Here is an 18,193-nt window from a genome sequence, read left to right on the forward strand (position 1 = left end):
ACAAAAAAGACTGCTTTCCTACCCTTTTAAGGGTGGTTGCAGTCTTTTTTTATTGCGCGTTTTTTTACAGCGCCTTTACATATCTTTATAGTAGGTCTTGTTTTTGGTTAGTCCCAGAAGATAGTCTACATTTGTTTTGTGATATTCAGCTAGGGCTATGAGGATATCCGTGGGAATATCACGCTGTCCTAGTTCGTAGTTGCTGTAAGCTTGCTGTGAGCAATGGAGTATTTTTGCCATATCGTTTTGTTTAAGGTCTGCATCTTCTCGCATATCTCGTATTCTTTGAAAAACCATGCGGCGCTCCATTCCTTTCTGATAGTCTATATTTAATATATCATACAACATTATGTTGTGCTTTTCTTACTACATTATGTTGTAAAAACACTATGGCTGTTTGTGGGTATTTAACAAAATATTTATAAATGTCGAAAATATTGTTGACTTGCATAGGAGAATGTTGTAAAATAAATTTATTAAAGAAATATGGAGGTAACATTATGAAAAAAATATCTGCTCTTTTATTGGCAGTGGTAATGGCTTTTGGCATGGCAGGCTGTTCTGACAGCGGGTCTTCCGACAGTGATAACGAAAGCTCTGCTGCGGCTGTGCAGACGGAAAGCAGTGCTGCTGACTCATCAGAAGATGCAACAGCAACGACAACTACCACAACAACTGCTCCTGCGGTAACGGAATCATCACAGGCTGAGGTGGCTGACACAAGCACAGCTGACGAAAACAAGCCTGCAAGCGGTGACAGCAATGACATTGCGGCTAGTGCTATAGAGCCGTCTGAAACAAGCGAGGAAAATCTTGCGCCTATCGGTCAGTGGATAAAGACTACCAGATATTGTGCTACAGACAAGATCTACCACACTATTTATACAAGAATAACAAAGGTAGTTAGCAAAAGTGAGGACGCAGATTATGTAAACAAGGCTATCGAGCTTAACAACTCTGTTGGCAGTGATTTTTCCAAGATAGACGAGAGCGAGCTGAAAATACCTGATGACTGTGAGCTTTGCGTTATGGAATATGAGGTCTATGTTCCTGAGGATTTCCCTAGCGATGAATGGGGCATAATCTCTCCTGATGTAAACTATTCTGCTTCCAACAAGGGCGGCGGAGGAATACCTTCTGCTGACGGAGCTTCTACTTATATCGGCATGGGCGGAACTACTGAGCTTCTTACACAGAAAAAGAACGAATATTTTGTTGGAAATACATACAAGTATGTAAACCTTTTCCTTATGGTAAAGGGCTACAAGGATTACAAGTTCACATTCAGCTCTTATCCAGAGGGAACAACTTCTGACAGCTCTGATGACGCTGTAACGGCATATATCAGCGCAGAATAATATGTATTTTGGGGCAGGCACGTTGTGTCTGCCTTTTTTCTTTGCGGAGAAATTGACAATGTCGGGCAAGCGTGTTATAATAAAGTATTATGGAAAAGTATACTTGTCTGAGAGAGGAAAATCAGTAAATGAACGAAAATAATATACGAAATTTCTGCATTATAGCTCATATAGACCACGGCAAATCTACTCTTGCCGACAGAATTTTGGAGCTTACCGATACTGTGAAGCTGAGAGATATGGAAAATCAGCTTCTCGATAATATGGATATCGAGCGTGAAAGAGGTATCACTATCAAGGCTCGTGCGGTGCGCCTTAATTATCACGCTGACGACGGGCAGGACTATGTTTTCAACCTTATCGACACCCCAGGTCACGTTGACTTCAACTATGAGGTGTCACGTTCTCTTGCTGCCTGCGAGGGTGCATTGCTTATCGTTGACGCTTCCCAGGGTATAGAAGCGCAGACCCTTGCAAACACTTATCTTGCTATCGAACATGACCTTGAGGTAGTGCCTGTTATAAACAAGATAGACCTGCCGTCCGCTGACCCTGAAAGGGCTTGCACAGAGGTAGAGAACGTTATCGGCATTCCTGCTATGGACGCTCCGAGGATATCAGCTAAAATGGGTACGAACGTCAAAGAGGTGCTTGAGCGTGTTGTAAAGGATATACCATGCCCAAAGGGCGACGAGAACGCTCCGCTTAAGGCTCTTATTTTTGACAGCTATTATGACCAGTACAAGGGAGTTATAATATACTGCCGTGTGAAAGAGGGGCATATCAAGGCTGGAGATACCATCAGGCTTATGGCTACGGGGGCTGAATTTCAGACGGTGGAGATAGGTTATATGGGAGCAACTGACCTTGTGCCTGTGGGCGAGCTTCATGCAGGCGAGGTAGGATATATCGCCGCTTCTATCAAGGATATCGGCGACACTCGTGTGGGCGATACTGTGACAAATGCGGCTGAGCCTTGCGCTGAGGCACTCCCTGGATATAAGAAAGTAAACCCTATGGTATACTGCGGAATCTATCCTGCGGACGGAGCAAAATATCCTGACCTTCGTGACGCTTTGGAAAAGCTTATGCTCAATGACGCTTCACTGTCCTTCGAGCCTGAAACTTCAATTGCACTGGGCTTTGGTTTCAGATGTGGATTCCTCGGACTTCTGCACATGGAGATAATCCAAGAGCGTTTGGAGAGAGAATATAATCTCGACCTTATCACAACTGCGCCGTCTGTTATCTACAAGGTAAATCTGACTAACGGCGAAACTGTGTTCATTGATAACCCGACAAATTATCCTGATGTGGCAAATATTGCTTCGGCGGAAGAACCGATAGTTAACGCACATATTTATACGCCGTCTGAATATGTTGGAAATATAATGGAGCTTTGTCAGGACAGACGTGGCGTATACAAGGATATGAAGTATATAGACGAAACTAGAGTTGACCTGCATTATCAGCTTCCCCTCAACGAGATAGTTTATGACTTCTTTGACGCATTGAAATCACGCACAAAGGGCTATGCTTCATTTGACTATGAGATGATGGGCTATGCGAAGTCTAAACTTGTGAAGCTTGATATACTCCTTAACGGCGAGGTGGTTGACGCACTTTCATTCATCGTACACGAGGATAAGGCTTATTCAAGGGGCAGAAGACTGACTGAGAAGCTTAAAGAAAATATACCAAGACAGCTCTTTGAAATACCTGTGCAGGCGGCTATCGGCGGAAAGATAATAGCCAGAGAAACTATCAAGGCTATGAGAAAAGACGTGCTTGCTAAGTGCTATGGCGGAGATATTACAAGAAAGAAGAAGCTGTTGGAGAAGCAAAAAGAGGGAAAGAAGCGAATGAGACAGCTTGGATCTGTGTCAGTGCCGCAGGAAGCGTTTATGTCGGTGCTGAAACTGGACGAGTAGAGAGTTTCAGTGAGGAGTGAGGAATGGCGGAGCCATACCGAGCAAATCACCAATACAAAGTAGAGAAAACACCGAGCGGAGTAATTTTGCAACGGTAGAATTTTGGCGTAGGGGCTGGCGCCCTCGACAGCCCGTTCGGAGAGTGGATAGGTTTTGGTTTATACAAATATATCAACATTTTTTTGAAAGGAGCAGCTATGCCTGATATACAAAAGTCTATGAAATTGTCGCTGGCTTTCGGGCTGAGCGGTGCGGTGATATTGCCTGTGCTTTATGAGGTGTATGCTAATATCTCTGCGGCGGCTGGGCTTGTGCTTATCGCTGTGTGGGCGGTGTGTGCAGGAGCTAAATTCTCGGCACTCAAATTCAAGGAAGCTTTTATGGGTATGGTATGCACACTTGCTTATGCAGGTATTCTTGGCGTTATCTGCTATATCGTTATCCACCCCAAAGTTTCCGATATGCTAAACAGGCGGTCGGTGTATTTTCAGCTCAGTTTGAAACAGCAGGCTTATTTCGTGCTTTATGCGGTGCTTATAAGCCTTTGTATGTTCCTTGTGTGGGGCGGTATATTTGGTGTGAAAAAGGCGATAGAGAGATTTCGGCTCAACCGTGAAAAAACAGGAGAGTATATCGACAAGGCTTTTGATGATGACGAGGATATGCTATGACGGGAATTTATATCCATGTGCCTTTCTGTAAAAGAAAATGCCCTTACTGTGACTTCTATTCCGTTTGCAGACCTGAGCTTTATGAGGACTACACGCAGGCTGTGTGCCGCAATATAGAGGCTTTCAAGGGTAGGGACATAAAATGCGATACTATCTACTTCGGTGGCGGTACGCCCTCTGTGCTGTCGGCTGAACAGGTTGACAGGATAATAGATACGGCAGGAAAGTGCTTTGATCTTTGCCAGCCTGAAATAACCTTGGAGGCTAATCCCAGCTCTGTGGACAGGGAGAAGATGTCAGGGTGGAGAAAAGCAGGGGTAACAAGGCTTTCTTTTGGCGTTCAATCGGCTAATGACAGGGAGCTTGGCTTCTTGGGCAGGCTCCATGACTTTTCTCAGGCAAAGTCGGCTGTGGAAACGGCGGCTCAGGTGGGATTTAGGCACATCTCCTGCGATATCATGCTCGGGGTAAAGGGTCAGACCCTTGAAAGTCTTTGGGATAGCATAGAGAGCCTTACGGCACTCCCTGTTGATCATATTTCGGCTTATATGCTGAAAATAGAAAAGGGTACGGCTTTTGATTGTGATGAGATGAGAAACGCTGTGGCTGATGACGATATGCTGTGCGATATGTATTTGCAAACTGTGGGACAGCTTGCAAGCAAGGGCTTTTTACAGTATGAGATATCAAATTTTGCCAAAGAGGGCGGAAAATCACGGCACAATCTTAAATATTGGCACGGGGAAGAATATATAGGCATTGGTCCGTCGGCACATTCTTTCTTTGATAATGAGAGATATTACTGCAAGAGCGATGTTGAGGAGTTTATTTCTGACAAGGTGCAGAGCATGGTGGTGCTTGAGGACGACCCTGACAAGGCAGAGGAGTATGTCATGCTGGGGTTAAGGCTCACGGAGGGCATTGACATAGGTAAAGCCGAGGAGCTTGGTGGTAAAGAGCTTGGGGAGAATATCCGCAAGAAGGCGGCTTTGTTTCAGAAACAGGGGCTTTGCGTGGTCGAAAAGGGTATTTTAAGGCTTACGCCTGCGGGATTTCTGGCTTCAAACTCTATTATCGGTGAACTGCTGTGGTAAACCTGTATAAATATAGGCAGACAGTGTTGTGCAGTTATACAATAGATATACGATATGTAGGGGATAAGCTTGAAAAATGACGGAAAATGTGGTATAATTCACTGCGGCGGAGTGTGTCCGCAGTTTTATATTACCGAGAGGGCTTTTTTATGAAAAGTATAAGATTTATTGCTTTGATCTCAGCAGCGGCAATGTGTTTCGGACTTTGCGCCTGCGGAAAGTCGGAGAAAAAAGACGAGATAGCTGTGCCTATTCTTGAAACTAAGGATATAACATATAAGACGGTAAAAGCTGAGATAGGAGATATATCTCAGGAGTATCATCAGGAGGGTGTTTATGATTACCCTTACAGTGAAACCGTCACCTTCAAGGCAAGCGGTCAGATAAAGTCTATAGATGTGGAGTCGCCTTGTGATGTGAAAAAGGGTGACCTGCTTTGCACACTTTATTCTGACGATGTGGACGAACAGATAGAAGAGGAAGAAATAAGGCTCAATCAGGCGAAGCAGACAGTCGCTACATTGCAGGCGAACGGTGCTGACTACAGCGAGATACAGCTTTCTCAGTATGATTTACAGATAGAACAGCTCAAATATGACAGTCTTGTGGCATCCTTGGAGGATTATAAGGTTTACGCTCCATGTGACGGACAGTTTGATCTTGCAGACAGACGAGGTCAGGAGCTGACAGCGTTCATGCCGGTGAATAAGGGCGAGGTGCTTGGGTATACTTCCGATAAATCACAAAAGGCTCTGTGCGTGTCTGTGTTTGATAACGCGCTCACAAACGTCAATTTTGGCACTGCAGTGCAGATAGTGCAGGGTGCCAATACGATGGGCGGCACTGTGACGGATATAATCTACAATGAGAGCGGAGATTTCTCGGCATATGTTTATGTTATCACCCCTGATGAGGAGAACGATATGCTGGATCTTGGCGGCATAGAGGTTGTCTTTGACGTGTATTCAAGGCTTGATACTGTGATAGTTCCGCAGAAGGCGGTGAAGAGGCTTGATGGACGCAACTATGTGAACCTGCTTGTGGACGGTGTAAAGATAGAGCAGGACGTAGAGCTTGGCATCGAGGACAACGACAACGTTGAGATACTTTCGGGACTCAGCGGCGGTGAAGAGATAATACTCAATTGACGGCATTCAGCCAACTAAATACTATTTGATATGTCTGATTTGTGTTTTAAGAAAAAATAAAGAAATAAAGCACTTGATTTTTTGCGTAATTTCGTGTAAAATAAAAGAACAGAGTGTCTAGGGAGGACTAAAAATGAAGGATTTTTTATCTAACGTATGGGTAAAGCGAGCGGTATCAGTTTTCAATGTCGCTTACTTTGCTGTAATAACTCTGCTCACTTATGCAACGTTCCTGTATGATCTGGAGTTTGCGGCAGGCAGAGAAAAATCGTTTTTCACAGTGTATGTGGTGATTAACGTAGTTTTTATGGGTCTTATGCTCTTTTCAAGACGTGAGCTTGTGACGGAGATACTGAGCATACTCATGCTTCCGGTCGTGTTCTGCATGATACTTTTCAACATGGGCGACTGGATATTGATAGTTCCGCCGTTCATTGTTGCTATCATAATGTTCTTTGCAGCAGGCACGAACGAAACTGTAAAGGTTATAATGGGTACAATATATCTGCTTTTGTATGTTCTTGGAATAGTTGCATACTTTGTGCTTAATATCCTTTTCGGAGGCACGTCTGTTGAAACTGTGCTAAATTCAGATCTTGACACATCGTCAAGTGTTTATGCTCTCTACAGAGATAACTTCAAGAAGCTCACTGAAGTAACGTCAGAATCAAATACCATATCGCCTGACGGCCAGTATCAGATAATACTTTATGATGTAAAGGACAGCGACAAGGGTGCTGTAAAGATATGCGTAGTGCCATACAATCAGGATATCGAGCTTAAATTCTTTACTCTTAAGCAGAAAGGTATCAAAAAGACCATTTCCAACAAGGGTATAAGAGGAACAGTTCCTGATGTTGGCTGGGTAAAGGAGGACGGAGTCCTCAAGGTGCAGTACAGACTTTCGGAGGCTGATGATCTGAGAGCCACTTCTGTTACAACAATGCCGGATAAGCAGTATTTCCAATTCCTTGGTATTCAATAAGTTCGCAGGACCGTCTGAGAAGGCGGTCTTTTTTTGATAAAAATGGCTGTCAATAAGAGCTTATTCATAAGAATCGTGTGGTTATTTTGGTTAAAACGCTTAGCTTGTATTACAAAACAGTTACATTATATGAAAAATTGTATGGTACACTTGACAGATTTGTTAAAAAGGTGTAAAATATTAATAGTGTTTTATAACGTTTCGATACTTGTGTGAACGGCTATGAAAGCGTTTACATACAATAGTATCAAGGGAGGATAAGAATTAAAATGAGATCAAAGAGAATACTTGGCGTGGTATCAGCGATAATGATGCTTGGCGTTTGTGCTGTGCCTGCTTATGCCGACAGTGAGGCTGAAATACCTGAATATAGTGCCGACAAGAGTATCCTTACAACAGATACTTCAGCACCGTCCTTGTCGTTTGATATGAAGGATTGGGAGAGATATATCAAGGTGACTCCTGACGGTGAGAAGATATCAGTGGGAGCATCCCAAGAAAAGACCTATGCTTATCAGGGTGCAAGCCTTAAGATAACAGCAACACAGCCTAATGACATAAGCGATTATTGTACTTTTGCTTCGCTTATAAGAGATGATGATAAGAATTTGGTTTATCCTGGCTCTGATTCTGAAGATGCGCCTTATATAACGATGGGCGTTGAGATCGACGCCAAGGATTTTGGTATGACTTGTTTTGACGGCTGTATGGTTTCTTTCAAGTACAGGATAAATCAGGACGCTCAGGGCAAACTTATGGGAGATTCTGTGTTTGCTTTTCCTTGTACTGAGGAATACAAAAAGGTGACCAGCAATAGTGTTCAGCTTGAAATAAATACAGATGCAAGCAATAATGTTACTCAGTATGCGACAGCACTTATACCAGTACCTGACAAGTGCGGAGCAACAAAGTTCGTATTCGAGATACCGGTTATAAAGAAAATGGATAAGACAGATGTGCTTTATATTGATAATCTTGTAATAGATACTCCGTTGCAGAAGAACGGTGTAGATCTTCAGGTAATGAATCTCGATGGCTACAATAAAAGTGCAAAGGCACAGGAGATCGTGCAGGGCTTAAAGATACAGCCTAAGTCAAACGGACTGAGCAGCACTTCGTCATCTGAGGCTGAATCTTCAAAGGGTATCGGAGTAGTAGGCATTGTAGTTATTGTGGTCGTTGCGGTGGTTATTGTCGGTGCTGTTATTTTCGTTATCAAGAAAAAGAAATCGCGGTTCTATTGATTTTTTTGATCTGACAGAGAGATGGGCTTTTGGCTCATCTCTTTTTTGTTTTTTTTATGAATATATCCTCATCTCCGAGAAATAATAGCATTAGCCTAAAATGGCATATCTTATACTGAAAGGAACTTAATTATGAAAAAATTGTTTGCTATGCTAACTTGTCTTGGCCTTTGCGGTGTTATGCTCGCAGGCTGTTCAAGAAATGACGATAACTCAGGTTCGACATCTTCCGGCGTTACTACGACCACAACTTCTAAAAATGAGGTCACAAGCAGACGTGATGACAGCGACACGCTTGTGAGCCGTGTTGGCGATGGTATCAAGGACACTGTAAGCGGTGGTGCGGATATTATTGATGATACTGTAAGCACTGTAGAAAGCGTTGTTGACGATATCATCAGATAAGCTGCACATATGCTTGCGGACTGCTCAGCCGTGATATTATTTCGGCTTGCGGCAGTCCGTTTTTTATTGTGAAATCGTATGACAAAACTCAAACAATGTCAAAAGTCAATGATTGACTATCGATAAATTATTAACGCCAAATCATAATTAACTAATTGTTTGACTAACTGTGAACGAAATGTAAAATCCATGTAAAATAAATGTTTAAGTTTGCGGTTTGCTCTTTAAAAATGTGGGGCTGTGTGGTATAATGAAATACATCAGGCAGATATTTTCTGCTATTAAGAAAATGTAAAGATTTATGGTGGATTTCTTTATGAAAATCGGAGAAAATAAGTGAAAAATATAGGCTCTGAGCTTGGCGGCTTGCTGAAAAAAATATGCTTATGGGGCGGTGTTATGGCTGCTGTATGCTGGGCATTTACTTTGCTGTGGGGCTTTGACATCACACAGCTTGCGGGCTTTGCATTGGGCTGGGGCTATATGTGCCTTTGTATGTACTACCTTGGTGTGACCTGCGAAAAGGCTGTGGAGCTTGAGGGCAAAAAGGCTAAGCGGACAATGCTTGGGTGCTATATGGCAAGGTATGGGGTGCTTTTTGTGCTTTGTGCTGGGGCTATGCTCACGAAGACTGTGAGTGCAGTGGGGATACTGCTGCCGCAGTTTTATCCGAGGATAATTCTGTATGTCATACAGATAAGAGAAAGAAGGGATAAATAAATGACGGGTATAGGAAACGGCCCTAAGATAGTGTTTGAGATAGGCGGTCTGAGGATCACCGAAACGGTGGTGATGGGCTGGCTTATTATAGTTGCGGTGCTGATACTGTGCTTGTGGCTCACACACGATTTGAAAAAAGTGCCTGAGAAAAAACGTCAGGTGGTTGCGGAGATGCTTGTGAACTTCGTCAACAACATGGTCAAAGAGAACATGGGCGTTAAGATGATGAAGTATGCCCCTTATATTGCTACGCTGCTTATTTATGCGGTGTTTGGCGCTCTTATCAGTATGATAGGTCTGAGGTCTATGACTGCGGACATCAATGTTACGGCAACGTGGGCACTTATGACATTTGTGCTTATCACATACAACAAGATAAAAGCGAATGGTTTCAAGGGCTATCTTAAAAGCTTTGCTCAGCCTGTGGCTTTTATCCTGCCTCTCAATATCATCAGTGAGGTGGCAACGCCTGCGTCTATGGCGTTCCGTCTTTTTGGTAACGTTGCAGGCGGCATGGTAATAACGGGACTGCTTTATGGTGCACTCGGCTCACTGTCATCTGCACTGGGTCTGACTTTTGAGGCAGGCTCATGGGCGTTCAGTGTATTTCAGGTAGGTATACCTGCGGTGCTCAGCGTGTATTTCGACCTGTTCTCAGGGTGCATACAGGCTTATATCTTCTCCATGCTCACCATGGTAAACGTTGGTGCGGCTGCGGAAACAGAGTAAATTACCGCTTTTGCGGAAAAGTATAAATATGTAAATAACGGAGGTTTATCATTATGGAAAAGGCTATTCTTCTTGGCTGTTCAGCAATCGGTGCAGGACTTGCAATGATCGCAGGTATCGGACCTGGTATCGGTGAGGGCTACGCAGTAGGAAAGACTATCGAGGCTATCGCAAGACAGCCTGAGGCTAAGGGTGACTGCACAAGAACAATGTTCATAGGCGTTGCTATGGCTGAGTCAACAGGTATCTACGCATTCGTAGTAGCACTTATCCTGCTCTTTGCTAACCCATTTATCGGAAAGCTTTAATAAAAAGCTTCAAACAAGATTTGCTCTGCATGGATGCGGAGGGGAGGTTGGATAAATGGTATTGGCAGCAGGCGATGTGACAGAGTTTCTGTCAATAGATCTGACAACGATAATTGCGACTTTGCTGAATACGCTCATACTGTTTTTGGTGCTCAAGCATTTTCTGTTTGACAAGGTGAACAAGGTCATCGAGGACAGGAAAAATGATGTTAAGGAAACTTACAGGCAGGCTGACGAGGCAAAAGAAAATGCCGAGAAGCTGGAAGCTGAGTATACAAGCAGATTAGAGGGTGCAAAGGAAGAGTCTGCACAGATTATACAGACGGCAACAAGAAAGGCTCAACAGCGTTCTGACGAGATAATCAGCGAAGCGAGAACTGAGGCAAAGGGTCTTGTGGATAACGCTTCAAGAGAGATCGAAAGAGAAAAGAAGATCGCTGTCAACCAGATCAAGAACGAGATCACCGATATTGCTTTCTCGGCTGCGGCGGCAGTTGTGGAAAAGGATATGACAGGCGAGGACAACGAACGTCTTATCGAGAAGTTCATTGACAATGTGGGTGAGATGTAATGGCAGACAGTATCGGGAATATTTACGGCAACGCACTTTTTGAGGTGTGCTGCGAAGAAAACTGCCTTGATGAAGTCTATGGTGAGCTTGGGAGCATAAGGGATATACTTTTCTCTCAGGGTCAGGAGGAATATGTGGAGCTGCTTGCGTCACCGCTGGTAACAGAGAACGAGAAAAGGGCGGCACTGGAAAAGGTGTTTATGGGCAGGGTACAGCCTGTTACGCTTAATTTTCTTTGCCTTGTGAGCGAAAAGGGCAGGATAAGGTTTCTGCCTGAGATATGCGCAAAGTTCAAGGAGCTTTATGAAAAGCATAATAATATCATAGAGGTCACTGCGGTGACGGCTATGCCTCTGTCTGAAAGGCTCAGGGACAAGCTTGTGGCTAAGCTGGAAGCTGTTTCTGGGGCAAAGATAGTGCTTGTGGAAAAGGTGGACAAAAGCCTTATGGGCGGTATCGTGCTGAGATATTCAGACACAGAAATAGACGGCAGCGTCAGAACTAAGCTTGATAATATCAAGGCTCAGATCGACGGGGTCATTGCATAGGAAAGGAACGGTATTTTAATATGAAATTACGTCCTGATGAAATAACAGGCTTGATAAAACAGCAGATCAAGGACTACCGCAGCAAGCTTGAGCTTGACGATGTGGGGACGGTCTGCACTGTTGGCGACGGAATTTCAAGAGTTCATGGACTTGACAAGTGTATGTCGGGCGAACTTCTTGAATTTTCTAACGGAACATACGGCATGGCAATGAACTTGGAGCAGGATTTTGTAGGCTGTGTACTTCTCGGCTCTGAGGACGGAATAAAAGAGGGGTCTGGAGTAAAGAGAACAGGCAGGATAGTTTCTGTGCCTGTGGGAGACGCACTGCTTGGCAGAGTCGTGAACGCTCTCGGTGCACCTATCGACGGCAGGGGCGCTGTGCTTACAACAGAAACAAGACCTGTGGAAAGCCCTGCTTTCGGAATAATTACAAGACAATCAGTAAACAGACCATTGCAGACAGGTATCAAGGCTATCGACTCTATGATACCGATAGGCAGGGGTCAGCGTGAACTTATTATAGGCGACAGACAGACAGGTAAAACTTCTATAGCACTTGACACTATCATAAATCAGAAAGGCAAGGACGTTATCTGTATCTATGTTGCGATAGGTCAGAAGCAGTCTACTGTGGCAAACGTGGTGGATACCCTTTCTAAGCATGGGTCAATGGATTATTCTATAGTTGTATCGGCAACGGCTTCTGAAATGGCGCCTTTGCAGTATATAGCACCATATGCAGGCGTTGCAATGGCTGAGTATTTCATGCTTCAGGGCAAGGATGTGCTATGCGTTTATGACGACCTTTCAAAGCACGCTGTGGCGTACAGAACTATGTCACTTCTGCTTCAAAGACCAACAGGCAGAGAGGCTTATCCGGGAGATGTATTCTATCTCCATTCAAGACTTTTGGAGAGAGCCTGCTGTCTTAACAAGGACTACGGCGGAGGCTCTATAACCGCTCTGCCTATTATCGAAACTCAGGCAGGCGATGTTTCGGCTTATATCCCGACAAACGTTATATCTATCACTGACGGACAGATATTCCTTGAATCTGAGCTGTTCTTCTCAGGCGTCAGACCTGCGGTAAACCCTGGTATATCAGTATCCCGTGTAGGCGGTTCGGCACAGATAAAGGCTATGAAAAAGGTTTCAGGCTCGCTGAAACTGCTTTATTCACAGTACAGAGAGTTGCAGTCATTCTCGCAGTTCGGCTCTGACCTTGACAAGGACACTAAGGAAAGACTTGCACAGGGCGAACGTATCGTGGAGGTGCTCAAGCAGGGCAAGACCTCACCACTGGACGTTGAGAAGCAGGTGGTCATAATCTATGCGGTGGTAAACAACTATCTGAAAAATATCAGAGTTGAAGATATCGCTGAATTTGAGAAAGACCTTTTTGTGTATATAGATGAAACTCACCCTGACATTTTCTCTTCAATAAGAGAAACAGGAGAGCTTACAAAAGAGAATGAACAGGCAATAAAGGACGTGCTTGCGGAGTATTCACAGAAGTTTCTTCAAAGCAGATAAGGAGCGCTGAGCAATGGCAACAGCTAATATGAAAGACGTCAAAAGACGTATCAAAAGCGTTGAAAGCACCATGCAGATAACAAAAGCCATGCAGCTTGTGGCGGCTTCTAAGCTCAGACGTGCCAAAGACAAGGCGGTGGCAGTTCAGCCGTTCTTTGAAACGCTTTTTAAGACAATGTGCGATATATCCTGCGACAGAGCTTTCAAGTCGGTGTATACAAAGAAGAAGTTTCTTAATTCCACACTGCTTATAGTGGTGGCAGGCGACAGGGGACTTGCAGGAGGATTTAACTCCAACGTGCTGAAAATGGCTAAGGCAAAGGCTGACGATGTGCTGTCATCAGGCGGTCAGCTTCGTGTTATGGCTGTGGGCAAAAAGGCTGTTGAGTTCTTTGAGAAGCGTGACTATGACCTTGTGTGGAAATATCCGCAGATAGCGGAGAGCATTGACACTGACACTGTTATAGACATTGTGGAAGATATTATCGCAGGCTTCAGAAATGGTGATTATGACAAGGTAGAGCTTGTGTATACCACATTCGTGTCGGTACTGACACAGGAGCCTTGCAGTTTGCAGATACTTCCCGTGGAGGATCTTGACAAGCTTGGGGGAAGAAAGCATCCGTCAACTATCTATGACCCGTCCCCTGAGGAGGTCTTTGACGGCATGATACCGCAGTATATAGGCGGTATGCTTTATTCTGCGATAGTGGATTCTTACGCTTCTGAGCAGGCGGCAAGACGTACTGCAATGGAGTCTGCAACGGACAACGCAGGAGAAATGATAGACAATCTGTCGCTTCTTTACAACAGAGCAAGACAGGCGCAGATAACTCAGGAGCTTACAGAGATAAGCTCGGCAACTATCGGAAGATAGAAATAATAATTATGCCCCGAATGTGGGCGTTCAAAAGTAAATGTAGTGGGTATTGTTTGAGAAGTCTTGCAGGGGCGAACAGTGTTCGTCTGCATTTTGCAGGCTTTTAAACATATCAAGCTATGATATCCCTTTTTGAAAGGTGGTAAATAAATGGAAAGCAAAAACATAGGCAAGGTAGTCCAGATAGTGGGAGCGGTAGTTGATGTCCGCTTTGAAAAGGACAGCTTGCCTGACCTGCTCAATGCCATTGAGATAGACAACAAGGGCGAAAAGCTCGTTGTTGAGGTGGCTCAGCATATAGGCGACGATATAGTAAGATGTATCGCCATGGGCTCTACAGACGGACTTGTGAGAGGTATCGACGCTGTTGATACAGGCAAGGCTATTTCCGTTCCGGTGGGCAAGGAAACTCTTTCGAGAATGTTCAATCTTCTGGGCGAGCCTGTTGACAATCTGCCTGCCCCTGAAACTAAGGAGCGCTGGGAGATACACAGAGAGCCTCCGACATATGAAGAGCAGTCTGCTTCAAACGAGATTCTGGAAACTGGTATCAAGGTCATCGACCTTATCGCACCATATCTGAAAGGCGGAAAGATAGGTCTTTTCGGCGGTGCAGGAGTAGGCAAGACGGTGCTTATTCAGGAGCTTATAAATAACGTTGCCAATCAGCATGGTGGTATCTCGGTATTCACAGGCGTTGGAGAGCGTACCCGTGAGGGCAACGACCTTTATTATGAGATGAAAGAGTCGGGAGTTATCGATAAGACTGTGCTTGTGTATGGTCAGATGAACGAGCCGCCCGGAGCGAGAATGAGAGTTGCACTTTCAGGTCTGACAATGGCGGAGTATTTCAGAGATGTTGAGCATCAGGACGTGTTGCTTTTTATCGACAACATATTCAGATTTACTCAGGCAGGTTCTGAGGTGTCGGCACTCCTTGGCAGAATGCCGTCAGCCGTTGGTTATCAGCCTACACTTGCAACTGAAATGGGTCAGTTACAGGAGCGTATCACTTCAACAACAAAAGGCTCTATCACTTCCGTTCAGGCAGTTTATGTGCCTGCGGACGATTTGACAGACCCTGCGCCTGCAACTACGTTTGCTCACCTTGACGCAACAACTGTGCTTTCAAGAAGTATTTCTTCACTGGGTATCTATCCTGCCGTTGACCCGTTGGAGTCAAACTCCAGGATACTTTCACCTGAGATAGTGGGCAACGAGCATTATCAGGTGGCAAGACAGGTACAGTCTATCTTGCAGAGGTATGTGGAGCTTCAGGATATCATCGCTATCATGGGTATGGACGAGCTTTCTGACGAGGATAAGCTCACTGTATCAAGAGCAAGAAAGATACAGCGTTTTCTGTCACAGCCGTTCTCCGTTGCTGAGCAGTTCACAGGCATGAAGGGCAAATATGTGCCTATCAAGGAGACTATCAGAGGCTTCAAGGAGATAATCGAGGGCAAGCATGACGATCTGCCTGAATCTGCTTTTCTGTTCGTGGGAACTATCGACGAGGCTGTTGAAAAGGGCAGACAGATCGCAGAAAGTGAACAGTAGTAACAGAACGTTTAAAGAAAAATACTTGACAAGAGTCGGATTATAGTATATAGTGAATGTATGTGGCAATTTTGTGCCGCATGCGCTGATTTGTAAAAAACTTATGGAGAAAGATTATGACGCCTTTTGATCTTAAGATAATAACCCCTGAAAAAATTTTTTTTGAGGGAAATACTGAGCAGATCATTGTGAGGACCGTATCAGGTGATATCGGTATACTTGCAGGTCATGCGCCATATGTGGCAAATATCGTTTCTTCTCCTTTCCGTATCAAAATAGAAGGTGAGTTCAGAACAGCCGCTATTTCGGGAGGGCTTATAAAGGTGTCTGCTGACGGTGTGACAGTGGTGACATCTGCTATCGAATGGGCTGATGAAATAGACGTTGCAAGAGCCGAAAAGGCAAAGGCGGCGGCAGAGAACAAGCTCAGAGAAAATGCTAGCCAGAAAGAGTTTGAAAGGGCAGAGCAGAAACTGCGACGTGCCATGAACAGACTTGTGGTGGCAGGAAAGAAATAATTATCAAAGTCAGAGCCTTGCGGGATATCCGTGCAGGCTTTGGCTTTGTTTTATTTATTAAGTAAAATCGGCGTAAAGGTAAGGTAAGTAATGGGGTGCGCAGGGGCGTGCTCGGACGTTGTGCAGTGGAAAAAACAAGAAAAGGAATGAATTGATTTGAGTATCTTTAACATTATCGGAATGGCGGGCGGACTTGGTCTGTTTTTATACGGAATGACCATATTGAGTTCGGGACTTGAAAAGGCTTCGGGCGGACTTATGGAGAAGGTCCTTGCGAAAATGACGGGAAACGTGTTCTCAGGAATACTTTTCGGTGCATTGGTAACAGCAGCGGTGCAATCATCGTCTGCAACTACTGTTATCGTGGTGGGACTTGTAAACGCAGGCCTTTTGAAGCTTAAGGGCGCAGTTGGAATAATCATGGGTGCGAATATCGGAACGACCATGACAACGCAGATATTAAGGCTCACAAACCTCGAGGGCGACAGCAGCGGCCCTGCTATATTACAGCTTTGCAAGCCGTCAAATTTCTCGTCTATACTTATCGTTATCGGTCTTATCATCATAATGGTGGGAAAGAAGAACAAGACAAAGAACGTGGGCGAGATAATGATGGGCATAGGTATCCTCTTTACCGGAATGATACTTATGCAGGAGAAGATCGCTCCGCTGGCAGAGCTTCCACAGTTCGAGCAGCTTTTTGCAGTGCTTAAAAACCCTGTTCTGGGCGTATTGGTGGGTGCGATATTCACGGCTATCATACAGTCATCAGCCGCTTCTATAGGCATTTTGCAGGCGCTTTCAGTGTCAGGCGCTATCACATTCGCTTCTGCATTTCCTATCATAATGGGTACTAACATCGGTACTTGTGCTACACCTCTTATTTCAAGTATAGGTGCTTCAAAGAACGCTAAGAGAGCCGCTATGATACACTTCTATTTCAATCTTATCGGTACTATAATCTTTCTTATCGGCGTTTATATCATTCAGTATACAATAGGACTTCCGTTCTGGAATAAGAGCTTTACAACGGGAAGCATCGCAAACTTCCATACCATCTTCAATGTTGTGGTAACTATAATCTTTCTGCCGTTCTATACAGTGCTTGAAAAGCTTGCCGAATGGACTATTAGAGATAAGAAGAACGCTGAGGACGATGATACTTTCACTAAGGAGGATCTTCTTGACGACAGATTTCTTGTTACTCCAAACGTTGCTATCGCACAGGCTACAGAGGCAGTTGTTCAAATGGGTGTGCTGGCACAGAAGAATTTCATATCGGTAAGAGAGCTTTATGACAAGTATGACCTTAAGTCTATCGACAAGATAAAAGAGCGTGAAGAGCTTATCGACAGGCTGGAGGACAGAGTAGGTTCATATCTTATAAAGCTCAACGACTGCGGTCTGAACGAGGATGAGTCGAGAACTGTTACTGCGCTTTTCCACCTTATCTCGGAGTATGAGAGAATAGGCGACTATACTATAAACATCTATGAAACTGCGGATGTTCTTTATGAAAAGGAGATCGGTTTTTCTGAGCAGGCGAAGCACGAGCTTGACGTTGTGTGCAACGCCATTCAGGAGATAATCGGGCTTGCTATCGAAGCCACAAAGACAGGGGATATGAACGTTCTCAAGGAGGTCGAGCCACTTGAAGAAGTAGTAGACAGACTTGTTGAGGAGCTTAAGGCTGTTCATATCGACAGGTCTAAGAATGGTCTTTGCAACATCGAGGTGGGTGTGAACTTCCTTGATATACTCACAAATGTTGAGAGAATATCAGACCACTGCTCAAATATTGCGGTCTATCTTATCGCAAACCAAGAGAAATACAACAGCCTTAAAAAGCATGAATATCTTGATAAGCTTCACAGAAACGGTCCTGACTATTACGAGAAGCTGTTGGCTGAATATTCAGAAAAGTTTGCGCTTTAGTTCAGGTTTTTGCACCTGTGGCGTGATATAATATTGTAAAACAGCAAGGAGGG

Annotated in this window: 19 protein-coding genes; 18 read left to right on the top strand and 1 reads right to left on the bottom strand. The window is 44.4% G+C overall.

Annotation, left to right across the window (positions count from 1 at the left end; genetic code table 11):
• Positions 1-75 precede the first annotated feature (75 nt).
• Entirely contained in the window at positions 76-297 is a 222-nt protein-coding gene (locus AB5Z01_RS08955) for a helix-turn-helix domain-containing protein (protein ID WP_022288629.1), read from the bottom strand.
• A 203-nt stretch (positions 298-500) separates the two neighbouring features.
• Here AB5Z01_RS08955 and AB5Z01_RS08960 point away from each other — a divergent pair, with 203 nt between their 5' ends.
• The 18 genes from AB5Z01_RS08960 (at position 501) to AB5Z01_RS09045 (ending at position 18,140) form a co-directional block, all read left to right on the top strand.
• Positions 501-1,358 (top strand): hypothetical protein, encoded by an 858-nt coding sequence (locus tag AB5Z01_RS08960; protein ID WP_117892191.1) that lies wholly within the window; start codon positions 501-503, stop codon positions 1,356-1,358.
• Between the two features lie 128 nt (positions 1,359-1,486).
• The gene (gene lepA / locus AB5Z01_RS08965; protein ID WP_117858531.1) at positions 1,487-3,289 is read left to right on the top strand and encodes a translation elongation factor 4; all 1,803 of its coding nucleotides are present in this window, start codon (positions 1,487-1,489) and stop codon (positions 3,287-3,289) included.
• Between the two features lie 197 nt (positions 3,290-3,486).
• Positions 3,487-3,960 (top strand): hypothetical protein, encoded by a 474-nt coding sequence (locus AB5Z01_RS08970; RefSeq protein ID WP_022288626.1) that lies wholly within the window; start codon positions 3,487-3,489, stop codon positions 3,958-3,960.
• Positions 3,957-5,054 carry a radical SAM family heme chaperone HemW gene (hemW, locus tag AB5Z01_RS08975; RefSeq protein ID WP_117864455.1) on the top strand — a complete coding sequence of 366 codons (1,098 nt, stop codon included), beginning with the start codon at positions 3,957-3,959 and terminating at the stop codon, positions 5,052-5,054. The genes AB5Z01_RS08970 and hemW overlap by 4 nt, the downstream gene beginning before the upstream one ends.
• A 149-nt stretch (positions 5,055-5,203) precedes the next feature.
• Positions 5,204-6,202, top strand: a complete 999-nt coding sequence (locus tag AB5Z01_RS08980; protein WP_332009100.1) for an efflux RND transporter periplasmic adaptor subunit — start codon at positions 5,204-5,206, stop codon at positions 6,200-6,202.
• 133 nt (positions 6,203-6,335) lie between these two features.
• Complete coding sequence (locus AB5Z01_RS08985; RefSeq protein WP_117864457.1) at positions 6,336-7,187, top strand: hypothetical protein; 852 nt, start codon at positions 6,336-6,338, stop codon at positions 7,185-7,187.
• A 269-nt stretch (positions 7,188-7,456) separates the two neighbouring features.
• Complete coding sequence (locus AB5Z01_RS08990; RefSeq protein WP_332009101.1) at positions 7,457-8,431, top strand: hypothetical protein; 975 nt, start codon at positions 7,457-7,459, stop codon at positions 8,429-8,431.
• A gap of 132 nt (positions 8,432-8,563) precedes the next feature.
• A complete protein-coding gene (locus AB5Z01_RS08995) occupies positions 8,564-8,836 on the top strand; it encodes a hypothetical protein (protein ID WP_302844589.1) in 273 nt (90 codons plus the stop codon).
• Positions 8,837-9,172: 336 nt separating this feature from the next.
• Positions 9,173-9,556 carry a hypothetical protein gene (locus tag AB5Z01_RS09000; protein WP_332009103.1) on the top strand — a complete coding sequence of 128 codons (384 nt, stop codon included), beginning with the start codon at positions 9,173-9,175 and terminating at the stop codon, positions 9,554-9,556.
• On the top strand, positions 9,557-10,285 hold the full coding sequence (locus AB5Z01_RS09005) for a F0F1 ATP synthase subunit A (RefSeq protein WP_287216261.1): 729 nt from the start codon (positions 9,557-9,559) through the stop codon (positions 10,283-10,285). It begins immediately after the preceding gene.
• A gap of 53 nt (positions 10,286-10,338) precedes the next feature.
• Positions 10,339-10,593, top strand: a complete 255-nt coding sequence (atpE, locus tag AB5Z01_RS09010; RefSeq protein ID WP_022288618.1) for an ATP synthase F0 subunit C — start codon at positions 10,339-10,341, stop codon at positions 10,591-10,593.
• Between the two features lie 55 nt (positions 10,594-10,648).
• A complete protein-coding gene (gene atpF / locus AB5Z01_RS09015; protein WP_038671185.1) occupies positions 10,649-11,164 on the top strand; it encodes a F0F1 ATP synthase subunit B in 516 nt (171 codons plus the stop codon).
• Positions 11,164-11,712 (top strand): ATP synthase F1 subunit delta, encoded by a 549-nt coding sequence (gene atpH / locus AB5Z01_RS09020; protein ID WP_256320944.1) that lies wholly within the window; start codon positions 11,164-11,166, stop codon positions 11,710-11,712. The genes atpF and atpH overlap by 1 nt, the downstream gene beginning before the upstream one ends.
• Positions 11,713-11,732: 20 nt before the next feature.
• On the top strand, positions 11,733-13,247 hold the full coding sequence (gene atpA, locus AB5Z01_RS09025; RefSeq protein WP_195221459.1) for a F0F1 ATP synthase subunit alpha: 1,515 nt from the start codon (positions 11,733-11,735) through the stop codon (positions 13,245-13,247).
• Between the two features lie 13 nt (positions 13,248-13,260).
• The gene (gene atpG, locus AB5Z01_RS09030; protein WP_046439679.1) at positions 13,261-14,124 is read left to right on the top strand and encodes an ATP synthase F1 subunit gamma; all 864 of its coding nucleotides are present in this window, start codon (positions 13,261-13,263) and stop codon (positions 14,122-14,124) included.
• 153 nt (positions 14,125-14,277) lie between these two features.
• A complete protein-coding gene (gene atpD, locus AB5Z01_RS09035) occupies positions 14,278-15,687 on the top strand; it encodes a F0F1 ATP synthase subunit beta (protein ID WP_046439681.1) in 1,410 nt (469 codons plus the stop codon).
• Between the two features lie 116 nt (positions 15,688-15,803).
• Complete coding sequence (gene atpC / locus AB5Z01_RS09040; protein ID WP_256321389.1) at positions 15,804-16,205, top strand: ATP synthase F1 subunit epsilon; 402 nt, start codon at positions 15,804-15,806, stop codon at positions 16,203-16,205.
• Between the two features lie 156 nt (positions 16,206-16,361).
• Positions 16,362-18,140: a Na/Pi cotransporter family protein gene (locus AB5Z01_RS09045; protein WP_287216263.1), complete on the top strand. Its 1,779-nt coding sequence runs from the start codon at positions 16,362-16,364 to the stop codon at positions 18,138-18,140.
• The last annotated feature ends 53 nt before the right edge of the window (positions 18,141-18,193 follow it).

This window comes from Ruminococcus sp. RTP21359st1_H3_RTP21359_211015 (genome assembly GCF_040909065.1).
In the GTDB taxonomy this organism is placed as follows: domain Bacteria; phylum Bacillota; class Clostridia; order Oscillospirales; family Ruminococcaceae; genus Hominimerdicola; species Hominimerdicola aceti.